Origin of the sequence: Streptomyces sp. ISL-12 (assembly GCF_018614415.1) — a bacterium.
Classification (GTDB): Bacteria; Actinomycetota; Actinomycetes; order Streptomycetales; family Streptomycetaceae; genus Streptomyces.
Genome location: NZ_JAGGOO010000109.1, coordinates 39,190 through 60,968 on the forward strand (window position 1 = coordinate 39,190; position 21,779 = coordinate 60,968).

The window sequence follows — 21,779 nt, forward strand, 5'->3', positions numbered from 1 at the left end:
CTCACGCCGTGCCGTTGATCCGGTCGATGACCTGTCGCGCCTGCTCCGGCGGCCGGGCCGGCAACGACGACACCGGCGCCGGCTGGGCGACCGGGGGCGGCTGCTCCCCGGCCTGCCGGGCGTGGGCGGCGGCCCGCGCGGAGCGCAGCCGGTGGCTCGCGGCCTCGTCCAGGGTGACCGGCCGCTGCCGCTGCGCGGCCAGCCGCCCGGCCTCCTGGCCGAGCCGGGCGACGTCCTCCCAGGGCAGCCGCAGTACCAGCGCGATCTCCGCCTCGCCGTCGGGCAGGGCCCGCGGCGCGGGAGTCACTCGGTCGTCCATCGCCTGCTCCTCACTCGTCCGCGCGGCACGCCTGCGCCGTGCCGCGACCGGTCGGTGAGTCATACGCGTCACCGGGCGGCGGCGTTCAGCCCATCGGCTGCTTCACCGCCGCCGCCCGGGGCAGTAGTCATCCGTGGTCATCCCCGTCCATGACGTGAACCCGGTGCGCAGCACCCCGTGGGTCACCTACGCGCTCATCGCCGCGAACCTCGCGGTGTTCCTGTCCATGCCCGGCATGGCCGACTCGCTCACCGGCGCCGGCGGCCTGGCCCAGCAGTGCCATCTCCAGGCGTACCTGGACCACTGGGCGGCCGTCCCCCAGGAACTGGTCCACCACCGGCTGCGCCGGCTCGTCCCCACCGGCGACGTGGGCGTCGGCGCCCAGGGGCCCGGCTGCGTGATCGCCCCGCCGGACTACGACAAGTCCCCGGAGCTGAGCGTCCTGACGGCGATGTTCCTGCACGGCGGCTGGCCGCACCTGCTGGGCAACATGCTGTTCTTGTGGATCTTCGGCAACAACATCGAGGACCGCATGGGCCACCTGCGGTTCCTCCTCTTCTACGGCGTCTGCGGCTACGCGGCGACCTACGGCTTCGCCCTGCTGAACGCCGGCTCGGGCGCCCCGCTGATCGGCGCGTCGGGGGCGATCGCCGGCGTCCTCGGCGCGTATCTGCTCCTCTACCCGAGGGCCCGCGTCTGGGTCCTCGTCCCGTTCCTGGTCTTCCTGCCGCTGCGGCTGCCCGCCTGGATCGTCCTGGGCCTGTGGTTCGTCCTCCAGGCGTTCTACTCCGCCGGCCAGGGCCTCTCCGACGCCGGCACCGTGGCCTACGTGGCCCACGTCGTCGGCTTCGTGGCCGGCCTGCTGCTGGCCTGGCCCCTCAAGCCCGGCACTCCCCCGCCCCCGGACCCGCCCGGCATCCTCTTCGGGAGGCGGGCGCGTCGGTGGCGGCCGGCCTGAGGACGCGAGGGCACCCGGAAACACTCCGGCCGCGCCGCCTGCTGTCGGGCAGGCGACGCGGCCGGGGCGGTCCGCGGGCGGCGGGGGGACGTCAGCGCGCGGTGCGCGTGTGCACGTACTCCACGAGGCGGGTCAGCGCGTCCGGGTCGGTGGTCGGCAGGACGCCGTGGCCGAGGTTGAAGACGTGGCCCTCCAGCTCCGCCGCGGCGGCGAGGATCTCGTCGGTCTTGGCCTCGACGGCCTCGCGGGAGGAGAACAGGACGGCCGGGTCGAGGTTGCCCTGGAGCGCCTTGCCGGGGCCGACGCGGCGGGCGGCCTCGTCCAGCGGGACCCGCCAGTCGACGCCGACCACGTCCGCGCCGGCCTCGCCCATGAGACCGAGCAGCTCACCGGTGCCGACACCGAAGTGGATGCGCGGGACGCCGTAGCCGGCGACGGCGTCGAAGACCTTGGCGGAGGCGGGCAGCACCGAGCGGCGGTAGTCGGCCGGGGCGAGGGCGCCGACCCAGGAGTCGAAGAGCTGGACGGCGCTGGCGCCCGCCTCGATCTGCACCTTGAGGAAGGCGGCGGTGATCTCGGCGAGGCGGTCGAGCAGGTCGGCCCACAGCTGCGGGTCGCCGTACATCAGCGCCTTGGTGTGCTCGTGGTTGCGGGACGGGCCGCCCTCCACGAGGTAGCTGGCGAGGGTGAAGGGGGCACCCGCGAAGCCGATCAGGGGGGTCTCGCCGAGTTCGGCGGTGAGCAGGCCGAACGCCTCGGTGACGTAGGAGACGTCCTCGGGGGTCAGATCGCGCAGCCGGGCCAGGTCGGCGCGGGTGCGGATCGGGTTCTCGACGACCGGGCCGACGCCGGGCTTGATGTCGAGGTCGACGCCGATGGCCTTGAGCGGGACGACGATGTCGCTGAAGTAGATCGCCGCGTCCACTCCGTGCCGGCGGACCGGCTGGAGGGTGATCTCGGTGACCAGCTCGGGCCGCATGCAGGACTCCAGCATGGGGATGCCCTCGCGCACCTTGCGGTACTCCGGCAGCGAGCGTCCGGCCTGGCGCATGAACCACACGGGCGTGTGCGGCACCGGCTCACGCCTGCACGCCTTGAGGAAGGCGGAGTCGTACGTGGCGGTCGGCGGCTGGCCCACGGGGCTCTGGTCGGGGCTCTGGTTGGCACTCACGACGGAAAGTCTCGCACGCCCCGGCCACCGTCCCGGACCGCGGGGCGCACCGGGGCGGGCGGCCCCGGTGCCGCGCCGGGCCGTGCGCCGCCCTCCCCGTCCGCGCGCCGCGTGATCCGGACATCGCGCCCCGTCGCGGGTGTCCTCCCTGCGCCGGGGCCGCGTTCCGCTTAATCTTCCCCGCATGGCTGCGGCTCAGGGACGACTGTCGGACGGCACGGGCGGAATGGACGAACCCAAGGACGACAAGGACGGTGCGGACGGCGTCGGATATCCGGACAGTACGGCTCCGCTGCCGTTCCGGGCCGCCGTCGACGCGTTGCGGGCGACGCGGCTGCGCCCGCAGGTCGAGGTGGAGGCGACCCGCCCGCCGCAGCGGCTGGCGCCGTACGCGTACGCGCTGGAGGCCGCGGTCGTCGACGGCGACGAGGACCTGGCGGACGGGCGCCTGGTGCTGTTGTACGACCCGGCCGGGCACGACGCCTGGCAGGGCGCCTTCCGGCTGGTGACCCTGGTGCGCGCGGAACTGGAACCGGAGCTGGCCACCGATCCGCTGCTGCCGGAGGTGTGCTGGACCTGGCTCACCGGCGCCCTCCAGGGACGCGGGCTGTCCTACGGCGAGGCCGGCGGCACGGTGACGCGCGCCAGCTCGCACTACTTCGGCGGCCTGTCCGCGCGCCCCGCCGCCTCGCAGATCGAGATCCGCGCCTCCTGGACGCCGCGCGAGGGCCTGGGCGGGGTGCCGGACACGGCCGCGCACCTGGGCGCCTGGTGCGATCTGCTGGCCCAGGTCGGCGGACTGCCGCCGGCCGGTCCGGGCGACGCGTCGGTGGTGACACTGCCGCAGCGCCGGGGGCCGCAGTCCCGCTAGCCGGAGGAAAAGGAACGGAGGGTACGGCTTGTGCCGTACCCTCCGTTCCTTTTTCCCTTCTTTTCCCTCGAACAGGTCAGGTCACTTTGTCGATACGGCCACTTTCGGGCGCGTAACGACGCAGACCGAAACCGTTCGGTCTTCGAATGATCGATCGCATGTCCGAATTGCTCGGATTGTTACTCACCAGATCGTGATCATTCTCTAAAGGAGGACAGGTTTATTGCCGAAGACGACTGTGACCTTGAAAGCACGGTTCGTCCCGGCTTCTTCCCCATGAGCCGGCCCCGTCCCCGCACCCAGGAGGCCTGGTGTCCGTTCTTCTTGAGCAGCCCGCAAGCCTGGTCGCCTACCGCCCGAACAAGCCGACCGCCATGGTGGTCGTGGCCGACCCCCGCGTCCGTTCCACCGTCACCCGTCATCTGTGGGCGCTCGGTGTGCGCGACGTCATCGAGGCCTCGTCCGTCGCGGAGGCTCGTCCCCGCATCGGCAACCCCCGCGACATCTGCGTCGCCGACGTCCATCTCCCCGACGGCTCCGGTCTGACCCTGCTGTCGGAGACCCGCGCCGCGGGCTGGCCCAACGGGCTCGCCCTCTCCGCCGCCGACGACATCGGCGCCGTGCGCAACGCCCTCGCCGGCGGCGTCAAGGGCTACGTCGTCACCGGCACCCGCACCAACGTCGGGCTCCCCACCCGACCCGGCGCCGCCCCCATCGGTGCCGCCGCCGCCCGCCTCCACCGCCGCCCCCCGGGTGCCCCGAGCCACCCGGGCGGCTACCGCGAACTGTCCGGCCGCGAGGTCGAGGTGCTGCGACTGGTCGCGGAGGGCCAGTCCAACAAGGCGATCGGCGTCTCGATGGGCCTGTCCGCCCTGACCGTCAAGAGCCACCTCGCCCGCATCGCCCGCAAACTCGGCACGGGCGACCGCGCCGGCATGGTCGCCGTCGCCCTGCGCACCGGCATCATCCACTGACCCGACCGCCCCCGACCCACCTGGTGCCCGTCGACGGAACGTTCCGTCGGCGGGCACCAGGCATGTCACGACGTGAAGATCATTGGCAGGCGGGCACGGGAGGACGTGAAAACCCGTCGTGCGGGCCGCGCGAACTGATAGAAATTCGCACCGACGGGCGTCACCTCAAGCCCCTCGCAGTGCCCTCACCCCGAACGGAGCCGTCGTGCCCAAACCCTTGTCCGTCTCGACTTGCTGGGGCCTTGCCGCCACGGCCAGCGTCGCACTGCTGGTGGGCTGCTCGGCGGAGGTGACGCTCGGGACGGAGGCCAAGCTGTCCAAGGACGAGGTGGCGGACCAGGTGGCCGAGAAGCTCGCCGCGGCGACGGGCCAGCCGAAGCCGGACGTCACCTGCCCCGAGGACCTGGCCGGCAAGATCGGCACCACGATGCGCTGCGAGCTCACCGCGACCGACGGCACCAGTCTCGGCGTGACCGTCGAGGTCACCTCCGTCGACGGCGACACGATCAAGTACGACATCCAGGCCGACGAGACGGTTTCCTGAACGGGACCGGACGGGCTCCGCGAGAGGGCATGGGGGAAGCTGATCGCATGAGTGGAATCGAAGCAGTCGTCATGCTGGTGTGGTGGGCCGGTGTCGCGACTCTCGTCGTGTGGGTGTCCCGGCGCAAGGCCCGCAAGAAGCGGGAGGCACGGGACTCCCACGAGGAGCTGCGGACCTTCGCCGAGGGACGGGGCTGGAGTTACGAGGAAGTGGTGGAGCGCCTCGTCGGAGGCGGGCGGTGGTGGCACCGGACCACAGGCGTTCAGGGCAACAACGTCATCAGTGGGACCCACCTCGGCTTCGACTTCCGGGCCTACGAAGTCCATCAGAACCACAATGACATGGACGACACCGTCAAGACAGTCAGCGTCCATTCCTGCTGGTGCCTGGAGCTAGGTACAGACGTTCCGGACCTGCGCGTCCACCGCGACGGCTTGCTCGACACGCTGGAGCACGGACGCGCCATGAAGGTGGGCATCCCGAAACTCGACAAGGACTTCCACATCGTCTCCCGCGATGAGGAGCGCGCCCGTGCCGTACTGCTCGGTGGCCTGGCGGAGTTCCTGATGTCCGACCGTCGTGCTCCCGAACTACAGCTCCACCTGTCCGACGGCCGCCTGTTCGCCTGGCGCGAGCGGACCGCACTGAGTTCCGAGACTCTCATCGATCCTCTGGACTATCTCGTCGACGCCGCCAACGTCATGGGGATCAGGGCGCCCGGCCGCCCCGCGCAGGCGCCGTAGTGCGCCTGCGTTATCGTCAACGCGCTCAAAAAAGGGGGAAATGGATGGGCCAGTTCGATGTCGAGCCGTCCGAACTGCGGTCAGCCGCCGAAAAGATCAGGGACGCCGCAGCCCGTAGCGACGGCGTCAAGCTCGCCGAACTCGGGAAGTCCAGCGACGACTTCGGCCACGGTGACGCGGCGGAGGAGTTCGGTCTGCTGATGGCAACCTGGACGGAAGCCATCAAGAGCCCGATGAAGGAGGACGCGGACAACTCGGCGGACAAGCTCGACGCCAACGCCGCCTCCTACGAGCAGGCCGAGCGACTGTCCCAGAACAACTTCACCGGGCCCGCGATCGTCGGCCCCGGCATCCACTGACGGGGAATGATGGCGGCACGACTTGGCGAGACCCGGGACCCGCGCGAACTGATCCCGGGCAACCCGTCGAAGCTCAGCGGCGACGCCGACCGGCTCGACGGACACGCGACGACCCTCGACGGCATCGGGGATGAGCTGGGCTCCGTCCGCGTCCCCGGATGGCAAGGACAGGCCAGCGAGGCATTCTGGGAGGACTTCTCCGGCCAGAAGACGAAGTGGTACCGCAGCGCGGACGCGCTGGGCGCGGCCGCGCGGGCTCTGCGTGACTACGCCGGGGTACTGGAGTGGGCTCAGGGGCAGGCCGAACAGGCCATCCTGCTGTACGAGGCGGGCGACGAGGACGGCAGCGAGCGACTGCTGGAGACGGCGCGTGGCCGTGTCGAGTCGGCGGGTGACACGGCCGCGGGGAAGTTCAAGGCGCAGGGCGGTGGAAGCGACGACGCACCTGACTGGCTCTTCTTCGCGTCCGAAGCGGCGCAGGACGACTCGGGTCTGACCACTCGGCAGTTCGCCGAGCTGGAAAGGGCACCCGAGCCGCGCGATCTGGGGGCCTGGGGCAACCAGAGGAACCTGACGCAAGAGCAGCGGGACGCGTTGCGCGAGCACAAGGGACCGGGCATCGCCGTGGCCGGCCCCTCCGCCTCGGGCAACGCCAAGGTCTGGGGCGCCGAGGCCAAGGGCCACGGCGCGTTCGCGGGCGGTGACGTCTCCGGCACGGCCGGTGTCAACCTCCTCGGCGTCGAAGGTTCCGCCGGGGTCGGCCTCCTCGACGGCAACGCCACCGCGCAGGCGTCCGGCAAGGCGTACCTGGCCCAGGCGACGGCCGAGGGCAAGTACGAGGCCGGTCTGTTCGCGACCTCCGGCAAGGCCGAGGTGTTCGGAGGCGCCGAGGCCGGCGTCAAGGGTTCCGTCGGCACGGACGGCGTCCACGTCGGCGGCGAGGCCTTCGCCGGCGCCAAGGCCACCGCGGAGGGACACGCCTCCGTCGCCGGTGTCGGCGTCGGCGGCACGGCGGAAGCATGGGCCGGTGCCGGTGCCGAGGCGCACCTGGACGCCGGGATGAAGGACGGCAAGTTCGTCATCGGCGGCGACCTGGGAGTCGGTCTCGGCGTCGGCGGCAAGCTCGGAGCCCAGGTGGAGATCGACCCGGGCAAGATCACCGACACACTCGGCGACGCCTGGGACGCCATCGGGGACTGGGGCGACTGACCCGTCGCGGGGAAGCCCCGCCCACCTCACCCACCCCCTTCCCGTACCGTCGGACATCCGTACCGCAAGGAGTTGATCCACCATGCCGGGCACACTTCCGGTGCCGCTCGAGATCGAGCTTCCGCCGGGCTGGCACTCGGCGCCCCCGGACGAGGTCGGCGCCCCGCAGGCCGCCTTCGTCGCCCTGCACACGGCCTCCCGGGGCCAGGGCTTCACGCCGAACATCACGGTCACCGGCCACGCCCTCCAGGGCTCGGTGAGCCTGCACGGCCTCGCGGAGGAGTCGGTGCGGCGGCTGCGCGAGAACGTCGGTGCCGTCGATGTCGTCAAGCGCACCGAGGTGGGCACCTCACCGGCGCCGGGCCTGATCGACGCCCCCGGGATCGTGCAGAACGTGCGTATCCAGGCCACCGTCGACGGGCAGCCGATGGAGCTGGCGCAGAGCCAGTTCCTGCTGGTGCTGGAGAACAAGCGGAAGCGCGGTGAACGCGTCGAGATCGAGATCGCGCTGACGGCGAGGACGAGCCAGCTCGGGGACGTCCTGGAGGACTTCCAGGCCTTCGTCTCCGCCCTTCGCCCGGCCGCCCCCGGCTCCTAGGGTCAGCGGCGGGGGGCGGCCGGCGGACTTGGCCCGTCACGCGTGCCGCGCCGCCGCGGCCCCGCCGGATCCGGTCGGGTGCGGCCGAGCGCAGTCGGACCGAGTTCCTCGGGGTCGTCGTCGGCACGGAGGCGAGCGGCCGGCTGCCGCATGAGAAGTGGGGCGGCATCCGCGCCGACGATCTCGTCGACACGCTGGTCGGCATGATCGCCGGCGAGGACCGGCGCGCCTGACGGGAACGGGGAGGTGTCCGCCGACGCCGGGCACCGGCCTCCCGCTGGGCTCGCGGGGGCAAGAATCACCCCATAGCGGCGACAACTACCGAGAAGTCGTTTTCGCAGGTCAGCCGAACTTTCGACCGAAACCGCAGGTCAGCAGAGCGTCCGGTACAGATACCCTTGACAGGTGACCGACGCCCACGAAACCGCAGCAGACCGTGCACCGCACACCACCGGAGGCGCCCCTCCGGACGAGACCGGAACTTCTGCTACGGAGGCGCCGATCCCCTTGCTGGAGCCACGGGAGGGCATTCCGCCGGTGATCGCCGACGCGGAGGCGCTCGCCGAGGTGACCGCCGCCTTCGCCGCCGGGTCCGGGCCCGTCGCCGTCGACGCCGAGCGCGCCTCCGGTTACCGCTACGGCCAGCGCGCCTACCTGGTGCAGCTGCGCCGCGAGGGCGCCGGGAGCGCGCTGATCGACCCGGTGGCCTGCCCCGATCTGTCCGGGCTCGGCGACGCGCTGAAGGACGCCGAGTGGGTGCTGCACGCCGCCACCCAGGACCTGCCCTGTCTGCGGGAGATAGGGATGGTGCCGACGCGGCTGTTCGACACCGAGCTGGCCGGGCGGCTCGCCGGGTTCCCGCGGGTCGGCCTCGGCGCGATGGTCGAGAGCGTCCTCGGCTTCGTCCTGGAGAAGGGCCACTCCGCCGTCGACTGGTCCACCCGTCCGCTGCCCGAGCCCTGGCTGCGCTACGCCGCCCTCGACGTGGAGCTCCTGGTCGACCTGCGGGACGCGCTGGAGAAGGAGCTGGACCGGCAGGGCAAGCTGGAGTGGGCCCGGCAGGAGTTCGACGCCATCGCCTCCGCGCCGCCGCCCGAGCCCCGCAAGGACCCCTGGCGCCGTACGTCCGGCATGCACAAGGTGCGCCGGCGCCGGCAGCTCGCCGTCGTCCGGGAGCTGTGGCAGACCCGGGACCGCATCGCCCAGCGGCGGGACGTTTCGCCGGGCAAGGTGATCGGGGACGCGGCCATCGTCGAGGCGGCCCTCGCGCTGCCGCCCAACGTGCACGCGCTGGCCCAGCTGAGCGGCTTCGGGCGGGTCAACCGCCGGCAGCTGGAGCAGTGGCAGGCGGCGGTCGACCGGGCGAGGGAGCTGTCGGAGTCCCAGCTGCCGCAGCCGGGGCAGCCGGTGACCGGTCCCCCGCCGCCGCGCGCGTGGGCCGACAAGGACCCGGCCGCCGCGGCCCGGCTCTCCGCGGCGCGGGCCGCGATCACGGCCCTGGCCGAGGAGCTGAACATGCCGCAGGAGAACCTGATCACCCCGGACACCGTGCGCCGGGTCTGCTGGGAGCCCCCGGCGCCGGCCGACGCCGGGTCGGTGGCCGCGGCGCTGGCCGCGCACGGCGCCCGGCCCTGGCAGGTGGAGCAGGTGACGCCCGTACTGGTGGCGGCGCTGACGAAGGAATCCTGACCACCGTCACTTCGTCGCTCCGCGCGTGAAGCCGTTGTAGATGAACCGCTGGAGGAAGAGGAAGACGATCAGTGTCGGCAGGATGACCAGCACCGCTCCTGCCGAGATCGTCTCCCAGTGCGCCCCGAAGGGCCCCTTGAAACGGAACAGCGACGTCGAGATCACGCCAAGATCCTCGGAGGGGAGGTAGAGGAAGGGGATGTAGAAGTCGTTGTAGACGGTGATCCCCTTGACGATGACGACGGTCGCGATCGCGGGCCTCAGCAGCGGGAAGATGATCTTCCGGTAGATGGTGAAGGCGTTGGCGCCCTCCACCCGGGCCGCCTCGTCCAGGGAGACGGGGATGGACCGGATGAACTGCAGGAAGATGTAGATCGACACGATGTCCGTGCCCATGTAGAGCAGGACCGGCGCCCACAGGCTGTCGAACATGCCGAGGCTGTTGACGATCTGGAAGGTCGCCACCTGGGTGGTGACCCCCGGGACCAGCGCGGCCACCAGGAACAGCGCCAGCACCACCTTCTTCATGCGGAAGGCGAAGCGGTCGATCGCGTACGCCGCCATCGACCCGATGAGCACCGTCCCGCCGATGGCGAACAGCAGCACGAAGGCGGTGTTGCCGAAGGCCCTGAGCATCCGGCCGTCCTGGAAGGCGGTCACGTAGTTGGCAAGGTTGAACGGGTCGTCGGGCAGGTCCAGCGCGCCCGACCCGTCGGCCATCTCCCCGGACGTCTTGAGCGAGGTCAGCAGGACGACGGTCAGCGGCAGCAGCACCACCAGTGCGGCGCCCGCCAGCGACAGGTACACCAGGGCACGGGCCACGGCGCGGCGGGTCATACCGGCTCCGCCTTCCGGTCGGACTTCTCGTCGGGGTCGTCCGGCACCAACCGCCGCTGCACCCAGGTCACCGCCAGGACGATCAGCAGCAGCACCACGGCCGCCGCCGAGGCGAGCCCCGTCTTGTTGAACTGGAACGCCAGCTTCACCGTCTGGATCACGAAGGTCTCGGTGCCGGTCGCCCCGCCGGTCATGATGTACGGGATCTCGAAGACCGCCAGCGAGCCGGAGACCGAGAGGATCACGGTCAGCCCGATCACCGGCCGGATGCTCGGCGCGATGATGTACCGGAACTGCTGCCACCGGTTCGCCCCGTCCAGTTCGGCCGCCTCGTACAGCTCCCCCGGGATGGACTGGATGGCGCCCAGGAAGAGCACGAAGTTCAGCCCCGTGTAGCGCCAGACCGACACCCCGGCGAGCGAGACGTTGGCCGACGTCGACGTCCCGAGCCAGGCGCGGTCGCCGTCGTGGCCGAAGAGGCTCAGCACCGAGTCGAGGGTGCCGCCGTCCTGGAAGAAGTACAGGAAGACGAAGCCGATGGCGACGCCGTTGATCAGGTACGGGAAGAACAGCACGCCCTTGAAGAAGTTCCGGAAGCGGACGTCGAAGCTGAGCACCGTGGCGAAGTACAGCGCGGCGGTGATCTGGACGACGGAGGCGGCGAGGTAGTAGCCGCTGACGAAGAAGACGCGGAAGAGGTCCTCGCGGGTGAAGATCTCCGCGTAGTTGCCGGCGCCGGTGAAGTGCAGCTCGGGGCTGACGCCGTCCCAGTCGGTGAAGCTGTACGCGACCATGTTGGCGATGGGCGCGTAGGTGAAGACGATCAGGAGGGTGAGGGGGGCGAGCAGGAACAGCCAGGGGGTGGGGGTCCATCGGCGCCCTCGGGGACGCGGGACCGGGCCGGAGACGGGAACCGGCATCCTCTCGGTGGTGTCCGTCATCAGGAACCCGCCGTCTTGCGGGCCGCGTTCCACTTCTCGCTGAGCCCTTCGAAGAAGCCGTCCAGGTCACCGTCGGCCGCGCCCCGGGCCAGGTCGACGAGGTCCTGGCGGTAGTCGGGCTGGTAGATGCCGACCTCGGAGGCGTTGTCGATGGCCTTCACCTCGGCGCCCTTGCTGTCGTCGAGGTCGATGAGCTCGACGCCCGCCTCCTCGTACGGCTTCAGCAGGTCGGGCAGCGGGGCGTCCTTCAGCGGGGAGAGCGCCAGGTTGGCCGCCGCGTAGCCGGACTTGTCGGTGAACCAGTCGATCCAGGCGCGGGCGGCGGCCTTGTGCTCGGAGTGCACGTTGACGGCCTGCTGGTAGTCGGGCGAGGTCACCGCGCAGAACGTGCCGTCCTTCTGCGCCGGGAACGGCATGAACCCGATGTCGTCCGGATCGGTGCCCGCCTGCTGGGCCGCCTGCCGCATCTGGATCACGGCCCAGGAGCCGAGCCACATGGTGGCGATCTCGCCCTTGGCCAGCTTCGGCTTGGAGCCCTCCCAGTTGGTGGTGGTCGGGTCCTTCTCGATCAGCCCGGCGCTGACGATGTCGTGCAGCAGCGTGTCGCCCACCCGCAGATCGGCGCCCTCGGCCCACGGGTCGCCCTCGGCGAGCCTGCTGGTGGCCCCGGTGTCGCAGCCGACCGAGCCGTTGACGTTGGTCCACTGGGTCAGCGGCCACATGTCCTTGAAGTTGGTGTAGTACGGCACGGCGTCGGTCTTCGCCTTGACGGCCTTGAGGTCGGCGAGGAACTCGGCCGGGGTGGTGGGCCAGTCGGTGATGCCGGCCTGCTTCCAGACCCGCTTGTTGTAGACCATGCCCGGGACGACACCGATCGAGCTCTGCCCGTAGACCTTGCCGCCGACGGTGGCGTAGCCGGTGAAGCGGTACTTCTCCGACAGCTCGTCCTGGCTGCCCAGCGAGGCGAAGAAGCGGGGGTAGTCCTGCTTCCGCACCACCGCCGGGATCATCAGGACGTCGCCGTAGTCCTCCGTGTTCATGCGGATCTTGACCTCGCCCTCGTAGTCGGTGAGGCCGTCGAACTCGACCTTCACCTTCGGGTAGGTCTTGTTGAACTCGGCTGCGTACTTCTTCATCGTCCCGTCCTGCACCAGGTCGGTCCGGTGGGTGAGGACCGTGATGGTCCCGGAGACGTTCGCCGGGTCGCCGGGCGCCTCGGCGTCCGCGCCCTCGGAGCTTCCCCCGGTGCCCGTGCAGGCCGAGGCCAGCAGGGCGAGGACGGCGATCGATCCGGCGGTGAAGTTGCGGCGGTTCATGTGCATCAGCTCCGTTTCGGGCGGACGAGCACGCATGTGGTTGGCCGGTTCCGCACTCTGACAGCGCGTACTGAACCGGTAAAGTCCCGTTTCCGCCAACACTGCTCAGAACATGTGATCGTCCATATGACCGTCGCTGTGAACCGGTTAAGGGAGTGTGCATGCTTCAGGCGACACCGCTCACCGAGGGATGGACCCTGCGACACCCCGACGGCGCCGGTGGCACGCTGCCGGCCACGGTGCCGGGCTGTGTGCACACCGATCTGCTGGCGGCGGGGCTGATCCCGGACCCGTTCCTGGGCCGCGACGAGACCGAGGTGGCGTGGGTGGGCCGCCGGGAGTGGACGTACGAGCGCCGTCTCGACGCGGGCTCCGGGCACGAGCAGAGCGACCTGGTCTTCGACGGCCTGGACACCGTCGCCGAGATCCTGCTGGACGGCCGCTCGCTGGGGCGGACCCGGAACATGCACCGCTCCCACCGCTTCGACGTCACCGGGCTGAGCGGGCGGCTGACCGTGCGGTTCGCCTCCGCGTACGCCGAGGCCGAGGCGGTACGGGGGAAGGTGGGCGAGCGACCGGCCGCGTACGCCGAGCCCTACCAGTACGTGCGCAAGATGGCCTGCTCCTTCGGCTGGGACTGGGGGCCGACCCTGGTGACCGCCGGGATCTGGCGGCCGGCCCGCCTGGAGCACTGGTCGACGGCCCGCCTCGCCCGGGTCCGCCCGCTGGTCAGCGTCGAGGACGGCACCGGCGACGTCGAACTCCGCGTCGATGTCGAACGCACCCGCGTGGAGGCGCCGCTGACCGTCGAGGCGCGCGTGGCCGGCATCACCGCCCGCGCCGAACTGGACGGCACCCACGGCACCGTACGGCTGCGGGTGCCGGACGCGCAGCTGTGGTGGCCGCGCGGGTACGGGGAACAGGCGCTGTACGACGTCGAGTTGACGCTGCTGCACGAGGACGTGCCGTTGGACGTGTGGCGGCGCCGGATCGGCTTCCGGACGGTGGAGCTGGACACCTCCGCCGACGCGCACGGCACCGGCTTCACCCTGGTCGTCAACGGGGAGCGGCTGTTCGCGCGGGGCGTCAACTGGATCCCCGACGACGTCTTCCCCTCCCGCGTCACGCGCGAGCGGTACCGGGAGCGGCTGGCGCAGGCGGCCGGGGCCGGGGTGGACCTGGTGCGGGTCTGGGGCGGCGGGATCTACGAGAGCGAGGACTTCTACGACGCCTGCGACGAACTGGGGCTGCTGGTCTGGCAGGACTTCCCGTTCGCCTGCGCGGCCTACCCCGAGGAGCAGCCGCTGCGGGGCGAGGTGGAGGCCGAGGCGCGGGAAAATGTCGTACGGCTGATGCCGCACCCCTCGCTGGTGCTGTGGAACGGCAACAACGAGAACCTGTGGGGGTTCCGGGACTGGGGGTGGGAGCCGCGGCTGGCCGGGGACTCCTGGGGCGAGGGGTACTACCTGGGCGTGCTGCCGCGCGTGGTCGCGGAACTGGACCCGACCCGGCCGTACACGGCGGGCAGCCCGTGGTCCGGGTCCTGGGACCGTCACCCCAACGACCCGGCGCACGGCACGCACCACTCCTGGGAGGTGTGGAACCGGGAGGACTACGCGGAGTACGGGGCCGACGTGCCGCGTTTCGTGGCCGAGTTCGGCTGGCAGGCGCCGCCCGCGTACGCCACGCTGCGGCGCGCGCTGCCCGGTGAGGCGCTCGCGCCGGACTCCCCCGGGATGCTGCACCACCAGAAGGCGGAGGACGGCAACGGCAAACTGGCGCGCGGCCTGGAGCGGCACTTCGTACTGCCGGACGACGGCGACTTCGACCGCTGGCACTACCTCACCCAGGTCAACCAGGCCCGCGCGGTCGCCGCCGGGATCGAGCACTGGCGGTCGCACTGGCCGGTGTGCGCGGGCACGATCGTCTGGCAGCTCAACGACTGCTGGCCGGTGACCAGTTGGGCGGCGATCGACGGCGACGGCCGGGAGAAGCCGCTCTACCACGAGCTGCGGCGGCTGTACGCGGACCGGTTGCTGGTCCTGCGGGACGGCCTGCTGTCCGTGGTGAACCAGGGCGCCGAGGAGTGGGCCGGGACGGTGGCGCTGCTGCGGATGTCCGTCGAGGGCGCGGTGCTGGGGCGGGCTCAGGTGGCGTTCGCGGCGGGGCGGCGGGCGGTGGGGCGGGTTCCGGTTCCTGCGGGGCTGGAGCCCGACGGGCCCGAGGAGTTCCTGGTCGCCGACGCCGACGGGCTGCGTGCCCTGCGCTTTGCCGCGCCCGACCGTGACATCCCCTACGTACGCCCGGAGTTCGACGTCGCCCTCGCGCCCGGCGGCGTCACGGTGACCGCCCGCACCCTGGTCCGGGACCTGCTGCTGCAGGCCGACCGGCTGGACCCGGCCGCCCGCGCCGACCGGGGGCTGGTCACCCTGCTCCCCGGCGAGAGGGTGACCATCGGCGTGCGCGGCTGGCGGACTCCCGACGCGCACGCCGCCCGGTCGGCCCTGTACTGCCTGGAGCCCCCTCGATGACCAGCCCCCGCGTCACCATCAAGGACGTCGCCGCCCGCGCCGGCGTGTCCAAGGGGGCCGTGTCCCTCGCCTTCAACCGGAAGCCGGGCCTCTCGGAGGCGACGCGGGACAGGATCTTCCGCGCCGCGCGGGAGCTGGGCTGGGCGCCGGACTCCACCGCCCGGACGCTGGCGGGATCGCGGGTGGACGTGGTGGGGCTGGCGATCTGCCGGCCCGCCCGGCTGCTCGGCCTGGAACCGTTCTACATGGAGTTCGTGTCCGGCGTGGAGAGCGTCCTGACGGAGCACTCCTGCTCGCTGCTGCTGCGGCTGGTGCGCGGCGCGGAGGAGGAGGCGGGGCTGCTGGAGTCCTGGTGGCGGGGGCGGCGGATCGGCGGGGCGATCCTGGTCGACTTCCGGGACGGTGACCCCCGGGTGGAGCCGGTGGAGCGGCTCGGCATACCGGCGGTCGCGGTCGGGCACCCCTCGCTGACCGGATCGCTCACCTCCGTGTGGACCGACGACGCCTGTGCGGTGACCGAGGCGGTGCGGTACCTCGCGGCGCTCGGGCACCGGCGGATCGCCCGGGTCGGCGGCGCGGCGGCGCTCGGGCACACCGCGATCCGTACGGCCGCCTTCGACGCGGCGGCGCGGGCGCTGGGGCTGACCGGGGCGCGGCAGGTCGCCACGGACTTCTCGGGGGACGCGGGGGCGCGGGCCACCCGGTCGCTGCTGACGGCGGCGCCGGCGGACCGGCCGACGGCGGTGGTGTACGACAACGACATCATGGCGGTGGCGGGGCTGTCGGTGGCGGCGGAGATGGGGCTGCGGGTGCCGGGGGACGTGTCGCTGCTGGCCTGGGACGACTCGCAGTTGTGCCGGTTGACGCATCCGACGCTGTCGGCGATGAGTCATGACGTGCACGGTTTCGGGGCGGAGGTGGCCCGGACACTGTTCGGCGTCATCGCCGGGGAGGGCGCCGAGTCGCACCCGGTTCCCACGCCGGTGCTGACTCCGCGCGGCTCAACCGCTCCCCCCGAAAAGGTGTGACCTGCGCCGCTGTACCCCCTGGGACTGGGCAGCTACGTTACTGGTAAGTAGCATGGCTTGAGCAAGCGCTCAGCGTCCCGCACCCTGGAGGAGAGCCATCGTGCCTCGTACCGTCAGGGACGTCGTCTTCGTCGACGGCGTCCGCACCCCGTTCGGCAAGGCGGGCCCGAAGGGCATTTACCACGAGACCCGCGCCGACGACCTGGTCGTGAAGGCGATCCGGGAGCTGCTGCGCCGCAACCCGGGCCTCGACCCCAAGAAGGTCGACGAGGTCGCCGTCGCCGCCACCACGCAGGTCGGTGACCAGGGGCTGACCATCGGCCGCATGGCCGGCATCCTCGCGGGCCTGCCGCAGTCGGTGCCCGGTTACGCCATCGACCGGATGTGCGCGGGCGCGCTGACCGCCGTCACCACGGTGGCCGGGTCGGTCGCCTTCGGGGCGTACGACGTCGCCATCGCCGGCGGTGTCGAGCACATGGGGCGGCACCCGATGGGCGAGGGCGCGGACCCCAACCCGCGGTTCGTCTCCGAGAAGCTGGTCGACGAGTCCGCCCTGTTCATGGGCATGACCGCGGAGAACCTGCACGACCGCTACCCGAGCATCACCAAGCGGCGGGCCGACGAGTACGCGGTGCGCTCCCAGGAGAAGGCCGCCAAGGCGTACGCCAACGGCAAGATCCAGGCCGACCTGGTGCCGGTGTCCGTACGTCGTACCAACTCCGACGTCGGTGAGACGGGCTGGGGCCTGGTCACCGCCGACGAGCCGATGCGGCCGGGGACCACGCTGGAGAACCTGGCCAACCTCAAGACGCCGTTCCGGGTGCACGGCCGGGTCACCGCGGGCAACGCGGCCGGTCTGAACGACGGCGCCACGGCCTCGATCATCGCGAGCGAGGAGTTCGCCCGGGAGAACGGCCTGCCGGTCAAGATGCGGCTGGTCTCCTACGCCTTCGCGGGCGTCGAGCCCGAGGTGATGGGCTACGGCCCGATCCCGGCGACGGAGAAGGCCCTCGCGCAGGCCGGGCTGTCCATCGACGACATCGGCCTGTTCGAGATCAACGAGGCGTTCGCCGTGCAGGTGCTCGCCTTCCTGGAGCACTACGGCATCGCGGACGACGACGAGCGCGTCAACCAGTACGGCGGCGCCATCGCCTTCGGTCACCCGCTCGCCTCCTCCGGCGTCCGGCTGATGACCCAGCTGGCCCGGCAGTTCGAGGAGCAGCCGCACGTCCGCTACGGCCTGACCACCATGTGCGTCGGCTTCGGCATGGGCGCGACGGTCGTCTGGGAGAACCCGCACTTCGAGGGGGACAAGTGAGCACCACCGCTGAGCTGCTGAAGGGTGCGGCCGAGCTGTTCCCCGGCGAGGTCGTCACGCAGGCACACGTACGTCATTTCGACCTTCCCCTCGGTGCCGGGCGCTTCGCGCTGATCACCCTGGACAACGGTCACGACCACACCAAGCCGACCACCCTCGGCCCGCAGTCGCTGGCGAACATCGACGCCGCGATCGACCAGGTCGAGAAGGAGGCCGCGGACGGCGACATCGTCGGCGTCGGCGTCACCGGCAAGCCGTTCGTCTTCGCGGTCGGCGCCGACCTCAAGGGCGTGGAGCTGCTGAAGCGGCACGAGGACGCGGTCGCCATCGGCAAGGGCGGCCACGACGTCTTCAAGCGGCTGTCGAAGCTGGCCGTGCCGACCTTCGCGTACTACAACGGCGCGGCCATGGGCGGTGGCGTCGAGATCGGCCTGCACTGCGCGTACCGCACGGTGTCGTCGGCCGTCCCCGCGTTCTCGCTCCCCGAGGTCTTCCTCGGCCTGGTCCCCGGCTGGGGCGGCTGCACGCTGCTGCCGAACCTGATCGGCGCCGACAAGGCCGTCTCGGTCATCATCGAGAACAGCCTCAACCAGAACAAGCAGCTCAAGGGCAAGCAGGTCCACGAACTCGGCATCGCGGACGCGATCTTCGAGGGCGCCGACTTCCTGGAGCAGTCGCTGACCTGGACGGCGGCCGTCCTCAAGGGCGAGATCGCCGTCGAGCGCCCGGCGATCGACCGCGGCGAGGGCTGGGACCAGGCCGTCGCGCGCGGCCGGTTCATCGCCGACTCCAAGGTGCACGGCGCCGCCCCGGCCGCCTACCGTGCCCTGGACATCATCGCCGCCGCCAAGGACGGCGACCTCCAGGCCGGCTACGACGCCGAGGACCAGGCCCTGGCCGACCTCATCATGAGCGGCGAACTGCGCGCCGGGCTCTACGCGTTCAACCTCGTCCAGAAGCGCGCCAAGCGCCCGGCCGGTGCTCCCGACAAGAACCTGGCCCGTCCGGTCACCAAGGTCGGTGTCGTCGGCGCCGGTCTGATGGCCAGCCAGCTCGCGCTGCTGTTCCTGCGCCGCCTGGAGGTGCCGGTCGTGCTGACCGACATCGACCAGGAGCGCGTCGACAAGGGCGTGGGGTACGTCCACGCCGAGATCGACAAGCTGCTCGGCAAGGGCCGGATCAACCAGGACAAGGCCAACCGGCTCAAGGCCCTGGTGACCGGCGTGCTGGACAAGGCCGAGGGCTTCGCGGACGCGGACTTCGTGATCGAGGCCGTGTTCGAGGAGATCGGCGTCAAGCAGCAGGTGTTCGCGGAGGTCGAGGCGGTCGCCCCGGCGCACGCGATCCTCGCCACCAACACCTCCTCGCTCTCCGTCTCCGAGATGGCGTCGAAGCTGAAGCACCCCGAGCGGGTCGTCGGCTTCCACTTCTTCAACCCCGTCGCCGTGCTGCCGCTCCTGGAGATCGTGCGCGGCGAGCAGACCGACGACGCGTCGCTGGCGACCGCGTTCGCGGTGGCCAAGAAACTGAAGAAGACGGCCGTACTGGTCAAGGACGCCCCGGCGTTCGTCGTGAACCGCATCCTGACCCGCTTCATGGGCGAGATCCAGAACGTCATCGACGAGGGCACCCCGGTGGCCGTGGCGGAGAAGGCGGTGGAGCCGCTCGGCCTGCCGATGTCCCCGCTGGTCCTGCTGGAGCTGGTCGGCCCGGCGATCGGCCTGCACGTCTCGGAGACGCTCAACAAGGCGTTCCCGGACCGCTTCACCGTCTCCCCCAACCTCAAGGCGGTCGTCGAGGCGGGCAAGCGCGGCTTCTACGTCTACGACAGCGGGAAGCCCGAGCTGGACCCGGAGGTCGCCGCGCTGCTGAAGCAGGGCGACACCGTCCTGACCGAGGAGCAGGTGCGCGACCGGGTGCTGGACGCGGTGGCGCAGGAGATCGGGCTGATGCTCGACGAGGGCGTCGTCGCCGAGGCCCAGGACATCGACCTGTGTCTGATCACCGGTGCCGGCTGGCCCTTCCACCTGGGCGGCGTCACGCCGTACCTGGACCGGTCGGGTGTCGCCGAGCGGGTGAACGGCAAGCGGTTCCTGGAGCCGGGCGTGGCGAGCGTCCCGGCGTAGGGGACAGCCACGGGGAGGGGCGGGCCACGCGGCCCGCCCCTCCGCTTTCCCGTCCCGAGGGCGGTCCCGCCCCGGGCTCACCGCGTGCCGACGTCGTGCGCGGTGCCCTCCGCGACGGCCCGGAGTTTGTCGGGATTGGCCACGTTGTGGAGGGCGGTGATGCGGCCGTCGGCGTCGAAGTCGAAGGTGAGCGTGGCGATCACGCGGTCCGGTCCGCTGAACACCACGCCCGGCCCGCCGTTGATGTCGGCGAGTTCGGCGTTCATGTCGGCGGGCTCGACGCCCTGGTAGCTGACGGTGCCGATGGCCGCGAACCAGGCGGCCACCGTGGACGCGCCCGTGACCGGGAGCAGGGCCTGGCGGACCTTGCCGCCGCCGTCGGTCCACAGGGTGACGTCCGGGGACAGCAGTTCCATCAGGGCGTTGACGTCCCCACCGGTCGCGGCGGCGAAGAACTGCTCGGTGACCTCGCGCTGCCGCGACCGGTCGGCGGTGTAGCGCGGCCGCCGGGCGCGCACGTGCTCGCGGGCACGGTGGGCGGCCTGCCGTACCGCGGCTTCGGAACGTTCCACCGCCTCCGCGATCTCGGCATGGCTGAAGTCGAAGACCTCCTTCAGCACGAACACCGCGCGCTCCAGCGGGCTCAGCGTCTCCAACACCACCAGCACCGCCATCGACACCGACTCGGCGCCCGTGACGACGTCGGCGGTGTCGCCGCTGGTGAGGATGGGCTCCGGGAGCCACGGCCCCACATACGTCTCCCGTTTGTACCGGGTGGAGCGCAGCCGTTGCAGCGCCAGATTCGACACGATCCGCGTCAGGTACGCCTTGGGGTCCGCCACCTGCGAGCGGTCGGCGGCCGACCACTTGATCCAGGCGTCCTGGACCGCGTCCTCGGCGTCGGCCGCGGTGCCCAGGACGCGGTAGGCCACCGAGAACAGCAGGTTGCGATGCCGGTGGAACACCTGCTGGTCGGGGTCCGGTACCGGCTGGGTCACCGAGCCCCTCCGCCCCTGGTGAAGCGGCCGCCGCGCGGCCAGAACGCGCCCGAGGCGGGCATCTTCTTCATCCGGCCGTAGGTCGGCCAAGGGGAAGCGGTCACCGTCTCCTTGTACCGGGCCGCCATGCGGCCTGTCAGGTGGATCCGTCGGGGACTGTCGTCGGGACGGGTGAACTGCACCACCGCGTCGTGCCGGCCCAGGCTCACCGGCGTGTGGTAGTAGCCGAACCGGAACGGCTTGGGCCGCTTCCCCTCGAGCGCGCGGAGGATCGACACCGCGGCGTGCACGCCGGTCGGCATGCCGCCCTGGCAGGTGCCGTGCATGACGCCGTAGCCCTGGCGGATCGCGGCCGCGTCGCCCACGGCATACACGTCCGGGTGCGACACCGACCGCAGCACGGTGTCGGTGACGACGCGGCCGCGCTCGTCGACGGTCAGCCCGGCGGCGGCCGCCAGCGGCGACACCCGCGTACCGCTCGCCCACACCACCACGTCAGCGGCGACGCTCTCCCCGCCCGCCAGTTCGACCGCGTCCGGCAGCACCTTCACCACCTCGACCCCGCTGCGCACCCGCACGCGCAGGCGTGTGAGCGCGGCCCGCAGATACGCCTTGGCCTTCGGGGTCATGGCCGCGCCGGGTTCTTCCCGGCCCAGCAGCACGACGTCCGCCTCCGGGTGCCGCTCGGCGATCTCCGCGGCGGACTCGGTGCCGGTCAGCCCGCTGCCGACGACGACAACCGTGCCGCCCCCGAGCCGCGCCAGCCGGTCGGCCAGCAGCTTGGCGTCCTGGGCGCTGTCCAGGGTGTACGCGTGGTCCGCCGCGCCCGGCACTGCCTCCGTGTCGGCCGCGCTGCCCAGCCCGTACACCAGCGTGTCGTAGTGCAGGACCCGGTCGTCGTCGATCCGCACGGTCTTCGCCTCCGCGTCCACCGCCGTGACCCAGCCGCGTACGAACCGCGCCCCCGTACCCCGCAGCAGCTCCGGGATGCTCAGCTCGGCGAGTTGCTGCCCGGTCGCGGTCATCTGCAGCCTCAGCCGCTCGGTGAACCGCTCCTGAGCATTCACCAGGGTCACCCGCACGTCCTCGCGCCGCTTGGCCCGGGCCGCGAGCTGGATCGCCGCGGCCATTCCCGCGTAGCCCGCCCCCAGGATCAGGACGCGATGGGTGATCGCCAGGCCGGCTTCCTGCTGTGTGCTCATGGGTTTGCCCCTCTCGTTCGCCGCTGACGACCACGAGATGCAAGCTG

At 71.5% G+C, this 21,779-nt stretch carries 20 protein-coding genes; 13 read left to right on the top strand and 7 right to left on the bottom strand.

Annotated elements, in window-relative coordinates; genetic code table 11:
- Window position 1: 1 nt before the first annotated feature.
- Entirely contained in the window at window positions 2-319 is a 318-nt protein-coding gene (locus tag J7I94_RS27400; protein ID WP_215171128.1) for a hypothetical protein, read from the bottom strand.
- A gap of 133 nt (window positions 320-452) precedes the next feature.
- Here J7I94_RS27400 and J7I94_RS27405 point away from each other — a divergent pair, with 133 nt between their 5' ends.
- Entirely contained in the window at window positions 453-1,277 is an 825-nt protein-coding gene (locus tag J7I94_RS27405; RefSeq protein ID WP_215171130.1) for a rhomboid family intramembrane serine protease, read from the top strand.
- Between the two features lie 91 nt (window positions 1,278-1,368).
- Here the strand turns inward: J7I94_RS27405 and hemE are convergent, their stop codons facing one another.
- Window positions 1,369-2,448, bottom strand: a complete 1,080-nt coding sequence (gene hemE, locus J7I94_RS27410) for a uroporphyrinogen decarboxylase (protein ID WP_215171132.1) — start codon at window positions 2,446-2,448, stop codon at window positions 1,369-1,371.
- 184 nt (window positions 2,449-2,632) lie between these two features.
- Here hemE and J7I94_RS27415 point away from each other — a divergent pair, with 184 nt between their 5' ends.
- From J7I94_RS27415 to J7I94_RS27450, 8 genes are all read left to right on the top strand, one after another.
- Window positions 2,633-3,319, top strand: a complete 687-nt coding sequence (locus tag J7I94_RS27415) for a DUF3000 domain-containing protein (protein WP_215171134.1) — start codon at window positions 2,633-2,635, stop codon at window positions 3,317-3,319.
- Between the two features lie 311 nt (window positions 3,320-3,630).
- Entirely contained in the window at window positions 3,631-4,293 is a 663-nt protein-coding gene (locus J7I94_RS27420) for a response regulator transcription factor (protein ID WP_003972894.1), read from the top strand.
- Window positions 4,294-4,498: 205 nt separating this feature from the next.
- On the top strand, window positions 4,499-4,837 hold the full coding sequence (locus J7I94_RS27425; protein ID WP_215171136.1) for a DUF4333 domain-containing protein: 339 nt from the start codon (window positions 4,499-4,501) through the stop codon (window positions 4,835-4,837).
- Between the two features lie 47 nt (window positions 4,838-4,884).
- Window positions 4,885-5,580 carry a hypothetical protein gene (locus J7I94_RS27430; RefSeq protein ID WP_215171138.1) on the top strand — a complete coding sequence of 232 codons (696 nt, stop codon included), beginning with the start codon at window positions 4,885-4,887 and terminating at the stop codon, window positions 5,578-5,580.
- 44 nt (window positions 5,581-5,624) lie between these two features.
- Window positions 5,625-5,939 (top strand): WXG100 family type VII secretion target, encoded by a 315-nt coding sequence (locus tag J7I94_RS27435; RefSeq protein WP_215171140.1) that lies wholly within the window; start codon window positions 5,625-5,627, stop codon window positions 5,937-5,939.
- A gap of 9 nt (window positions 5,940-5,948) precedes the next feature.
- The gene (locus J7I94_RS27440; protein ID WP_215171142.1) at window positions 5,949-7,148 is read left to right on the top strand and encodes a putative T7SS-secreted protein; all 1,200 of its coding nucleotides are present in this window, start codon (window positions 5,949-5,951) and stop codon (window positions 7,146-7,148) included.
- A gap of 82 nt (window positions 7,149-7,230) precedes the next feature.
- Window positions 7,231-7,746 (top strand): LpqN/LpqT family lipoprotein, encoded by a 516-nt coding sequence (locus tag J7I94_RS27445; RefSeq protein ID WP_215171144.1) that lies wholly within the window; start codon window positions 7,231-7,233, stop codon window positions 7,744-7,746.
- Window positions 7,747-8,151: 405 nt separating this feature from the next.
- A complete protein-coding gene (locus tag J7I94_RS27450) occupies window positions 8,152-9,435 on the top strand; it encodes a ribonuclease D (RefSeq protein ID WP_215171146.1) in 1,284 nt (427 codons plus the stop codon).
- A 6-nt stretch (window positions 9,436-9,441) separates the two neighbouring features.
- Here the strand turns inward: J7I94_RS27450 and J7I94_RS27455 are convergent, their stop codons facing one another.
- Genes J7I94_RS27455 through J7I94_RS27465 form a run of 3 tightly spaced genes read right to left on the bottom strand, consistent with a single transcriptional unit; the run spans window position 9,442 to window position 12,535 of the window.
- A complete protein-coding gene (locus tag J7I94_RS27455; RefSeq protein WP_215171148.1) occupies window positions 9,442-10,272 on the bottom strand; it encodes a carbohydrate ABC transporter permease in 831 nt (276 codons plus the stop codon).
- Window positions 10,269-11,213, bottom strand: coding sequence for a carbohydrate ABC transporter permease (locus J7I94_RS27460; protein ID WP_215171149.1), 945 nt, complete (start codon window positions 11,211-11,213; stop codon window positions 10,269-10,271). The genes J7I94_RS27455 and J7I94_RS27460 overlap by 4 nt, the downstream gene beginning before the upstream one ends.
- Entirely contained in the window at window positions 11,213-12,535 is a 1,323-nt protein-coding gene (locus J7I94_RS27465; RefSeq protein ID WP_374198426.1) for an ABC transporter substrate-binding protein, read from the bottom strand. Before J7I94_RS27465 ends, J7I94_RS27460 begins: the two co-directional genes overlap by 1 nt.
- A gap of 155 nt (window positions 12,536-12,690) precedes the next feature.
- On the opposite strand from J7I94_RS27465, the gene J7I94_RS27470 reads away from it, so the two are divergent.
- The 4 genes from J7I94_RS27470 (at window position 12,691) to J7I94_RS27485 (ending at window position 19,532) form a co-directional block, all read left to right on the top strand.
- Window positions 12,691-15,060 (top strand): glycoside hydrolase family 2 protein, encoded by a 2,370-nt coding sequence (locus J7I94_RS27470; protein WP_215171151.1) that lies wholly within the window; start codon window positions 12,691-12,693, stop codon window positions 15,058-15,060.
- Window positions 15,057-16,088: a LacI family DNA-binding transcriptional regulator gene (locus J7I94_RS27475; protein ID WP_215171152.1), complete on the top strand. Its 1,032-nt coding sequence runs from the start codon at window positions 15,057-15,059 to the stop codon at window positions 16,086-16,088. Before J7I94_RS27470 ends, J7I94_RS27475 begins: the two co-directional genes overlap by 4 nt.
- 100 nt (window positions 16,089-16,188) lie before the next feature.
- Window positions 16,189-17,406, top strand: a complete 1,218-nt coding sequence (locus J7I94_RS27480; protein WP_215171153.1) for an acetyl-CoA C-acyltransferase — start codon at window positions 16,189-16,191, stop codon at window positions 17,404-17,406.
- Window positions 17,403-19,532 carry a 3-hydroxyacyl-CoA dehydrogenase NAD-binding domain-containing protein gene (locus J7I94_RS27485; RefSeq protein WP_215171154.1) on the top strand — a complete coding sequence of 710 codons (2,130 nt, stop codon included), beginning with the start codon at window positions 17,403-17,405 and terminating at the stop codon, window positions 19,530-19,532. Before J7I94_RS27480 ends, J7I94_RS27485 begins: the two co-directional genes overlap by 4 nt.
- A 77-nt stretch (window positions 19,533-19,609) precedes the next feature.
- Here J7I94_RS27485 and J7I94_RS27490 read toward each other — a convergent pair whose 3' ends face one another.
- Window positions 19,610-20,530, bottom strand: a complete 921-nt coding sequence (locus J7I94_RS27490) for an RNA polymerase sigma-70 factor (RefSeq protein WP_215171156.1) — start codon at window positions 20,528-20,530, stop codon at window positions 19,610-19,612.
- A complete protein-coding gene (locus J7I94_RS27495; RefSeq protein ID WP_215171158.1) occupies window positions 20,527-21,732 on the bottom strand; it encodes an NAD(P)/FAD-dependent oxidoreductase in 1,206 nt (401 codons plus the stop codon). Before J7I94_RS27495 ends, J7I94_RS27490 begins: the two co-directional genes overlap by 4 nt.
- Window positions 21,733-21,779 lie beyond the last annotated feature (47 nt).

Bases quoted from the DNA above. Each gene is read 5' to 3' on its own strand.
- J7I94_RS27400 (WP_215171128.1), bottom strand. From the start codon at position 319: ATGGACGACCGAGTGACTCCCGCGCCGCGGGCCCTGCCCGACGGCGAG.
- J7I94_RS27415 (WP_215171134.1), top strand. From the start codon at position 2,633: ATGGCTGCGGCTCAGGGACGACTGTCGGACGGCACGGGCGGAATGGAC.
- J7I94_RS27430 (WP_215171138.1), top strand. From the start codon at position 4,885: ATGAGTGGAATCGAAGCAGTCGTCATGCTGGTGTGGTGGGCCGGTGTC.
- J7I94_RS27435 (WP_215171140.1), top strand. From the start codon at position 5,625: ATGGGCCAGTTCGATGTCGAGCCGTCCGAACTGCGGTCAGCCGCCGAA.
- J7I94_RS27440 (WP_215171142.1), top strand. From the start codon at position 5,949: ATGGCGGCACGACTTGGCGAGACCCGGGACCCGCGCGAACTGATCCCG.
- J7I94_RS27445 (WP_215171144.1), top strand. From the start codon at position 7,231: ATGCCGGGCACACTTCCGGTGCCGCTCGAGATCGAGCTTCCGCCGGGC.
- J7I94_RS27455 (WP_215171148.1), bottom strand. From the start codon at position 10,272: ATGACCCGCCGCGCCGTGGCCCGTGCCCTGGTGTACCTGTCGCTGGCG.
- J7I94_RS27460 (WP_215171149.1), bottom strand. From the start codon at position 11,213: ATGACGGACACCACCGAGAGGATGCCGGTTCCCGTCTCCGGCCCGGTC.
- J7I94_RS27465 (WP_374198426.1), bottom strand. From the start codon at position 12,535: ATGCACATGAACCGCCGCAACTTCACCGCCGGATCGATCGCCGTCCTC.
- J7I94_RS27470 (WP_215171151.1), top strand. From the start codon at position 12,691: ATGCTTCAGGCGACACCGCTCACCGAGGGATGGACCCTGCGACACCCC.
- J7I94_RS27475 (WP_215171152.1), top strand. From the start codon at position 15,057: ATGACCAGCCCCCGCGTCACCATCAAGGACGTCGCCGCCCGCGCCGGC.
- J7I94_RS27495 (WP_215171158.1), bottom strand. From the start codon at position 21,732: ATGAGCACACAGCAGGAAGCCGGCCTGGCGATCACCCATCGCGTCCTG.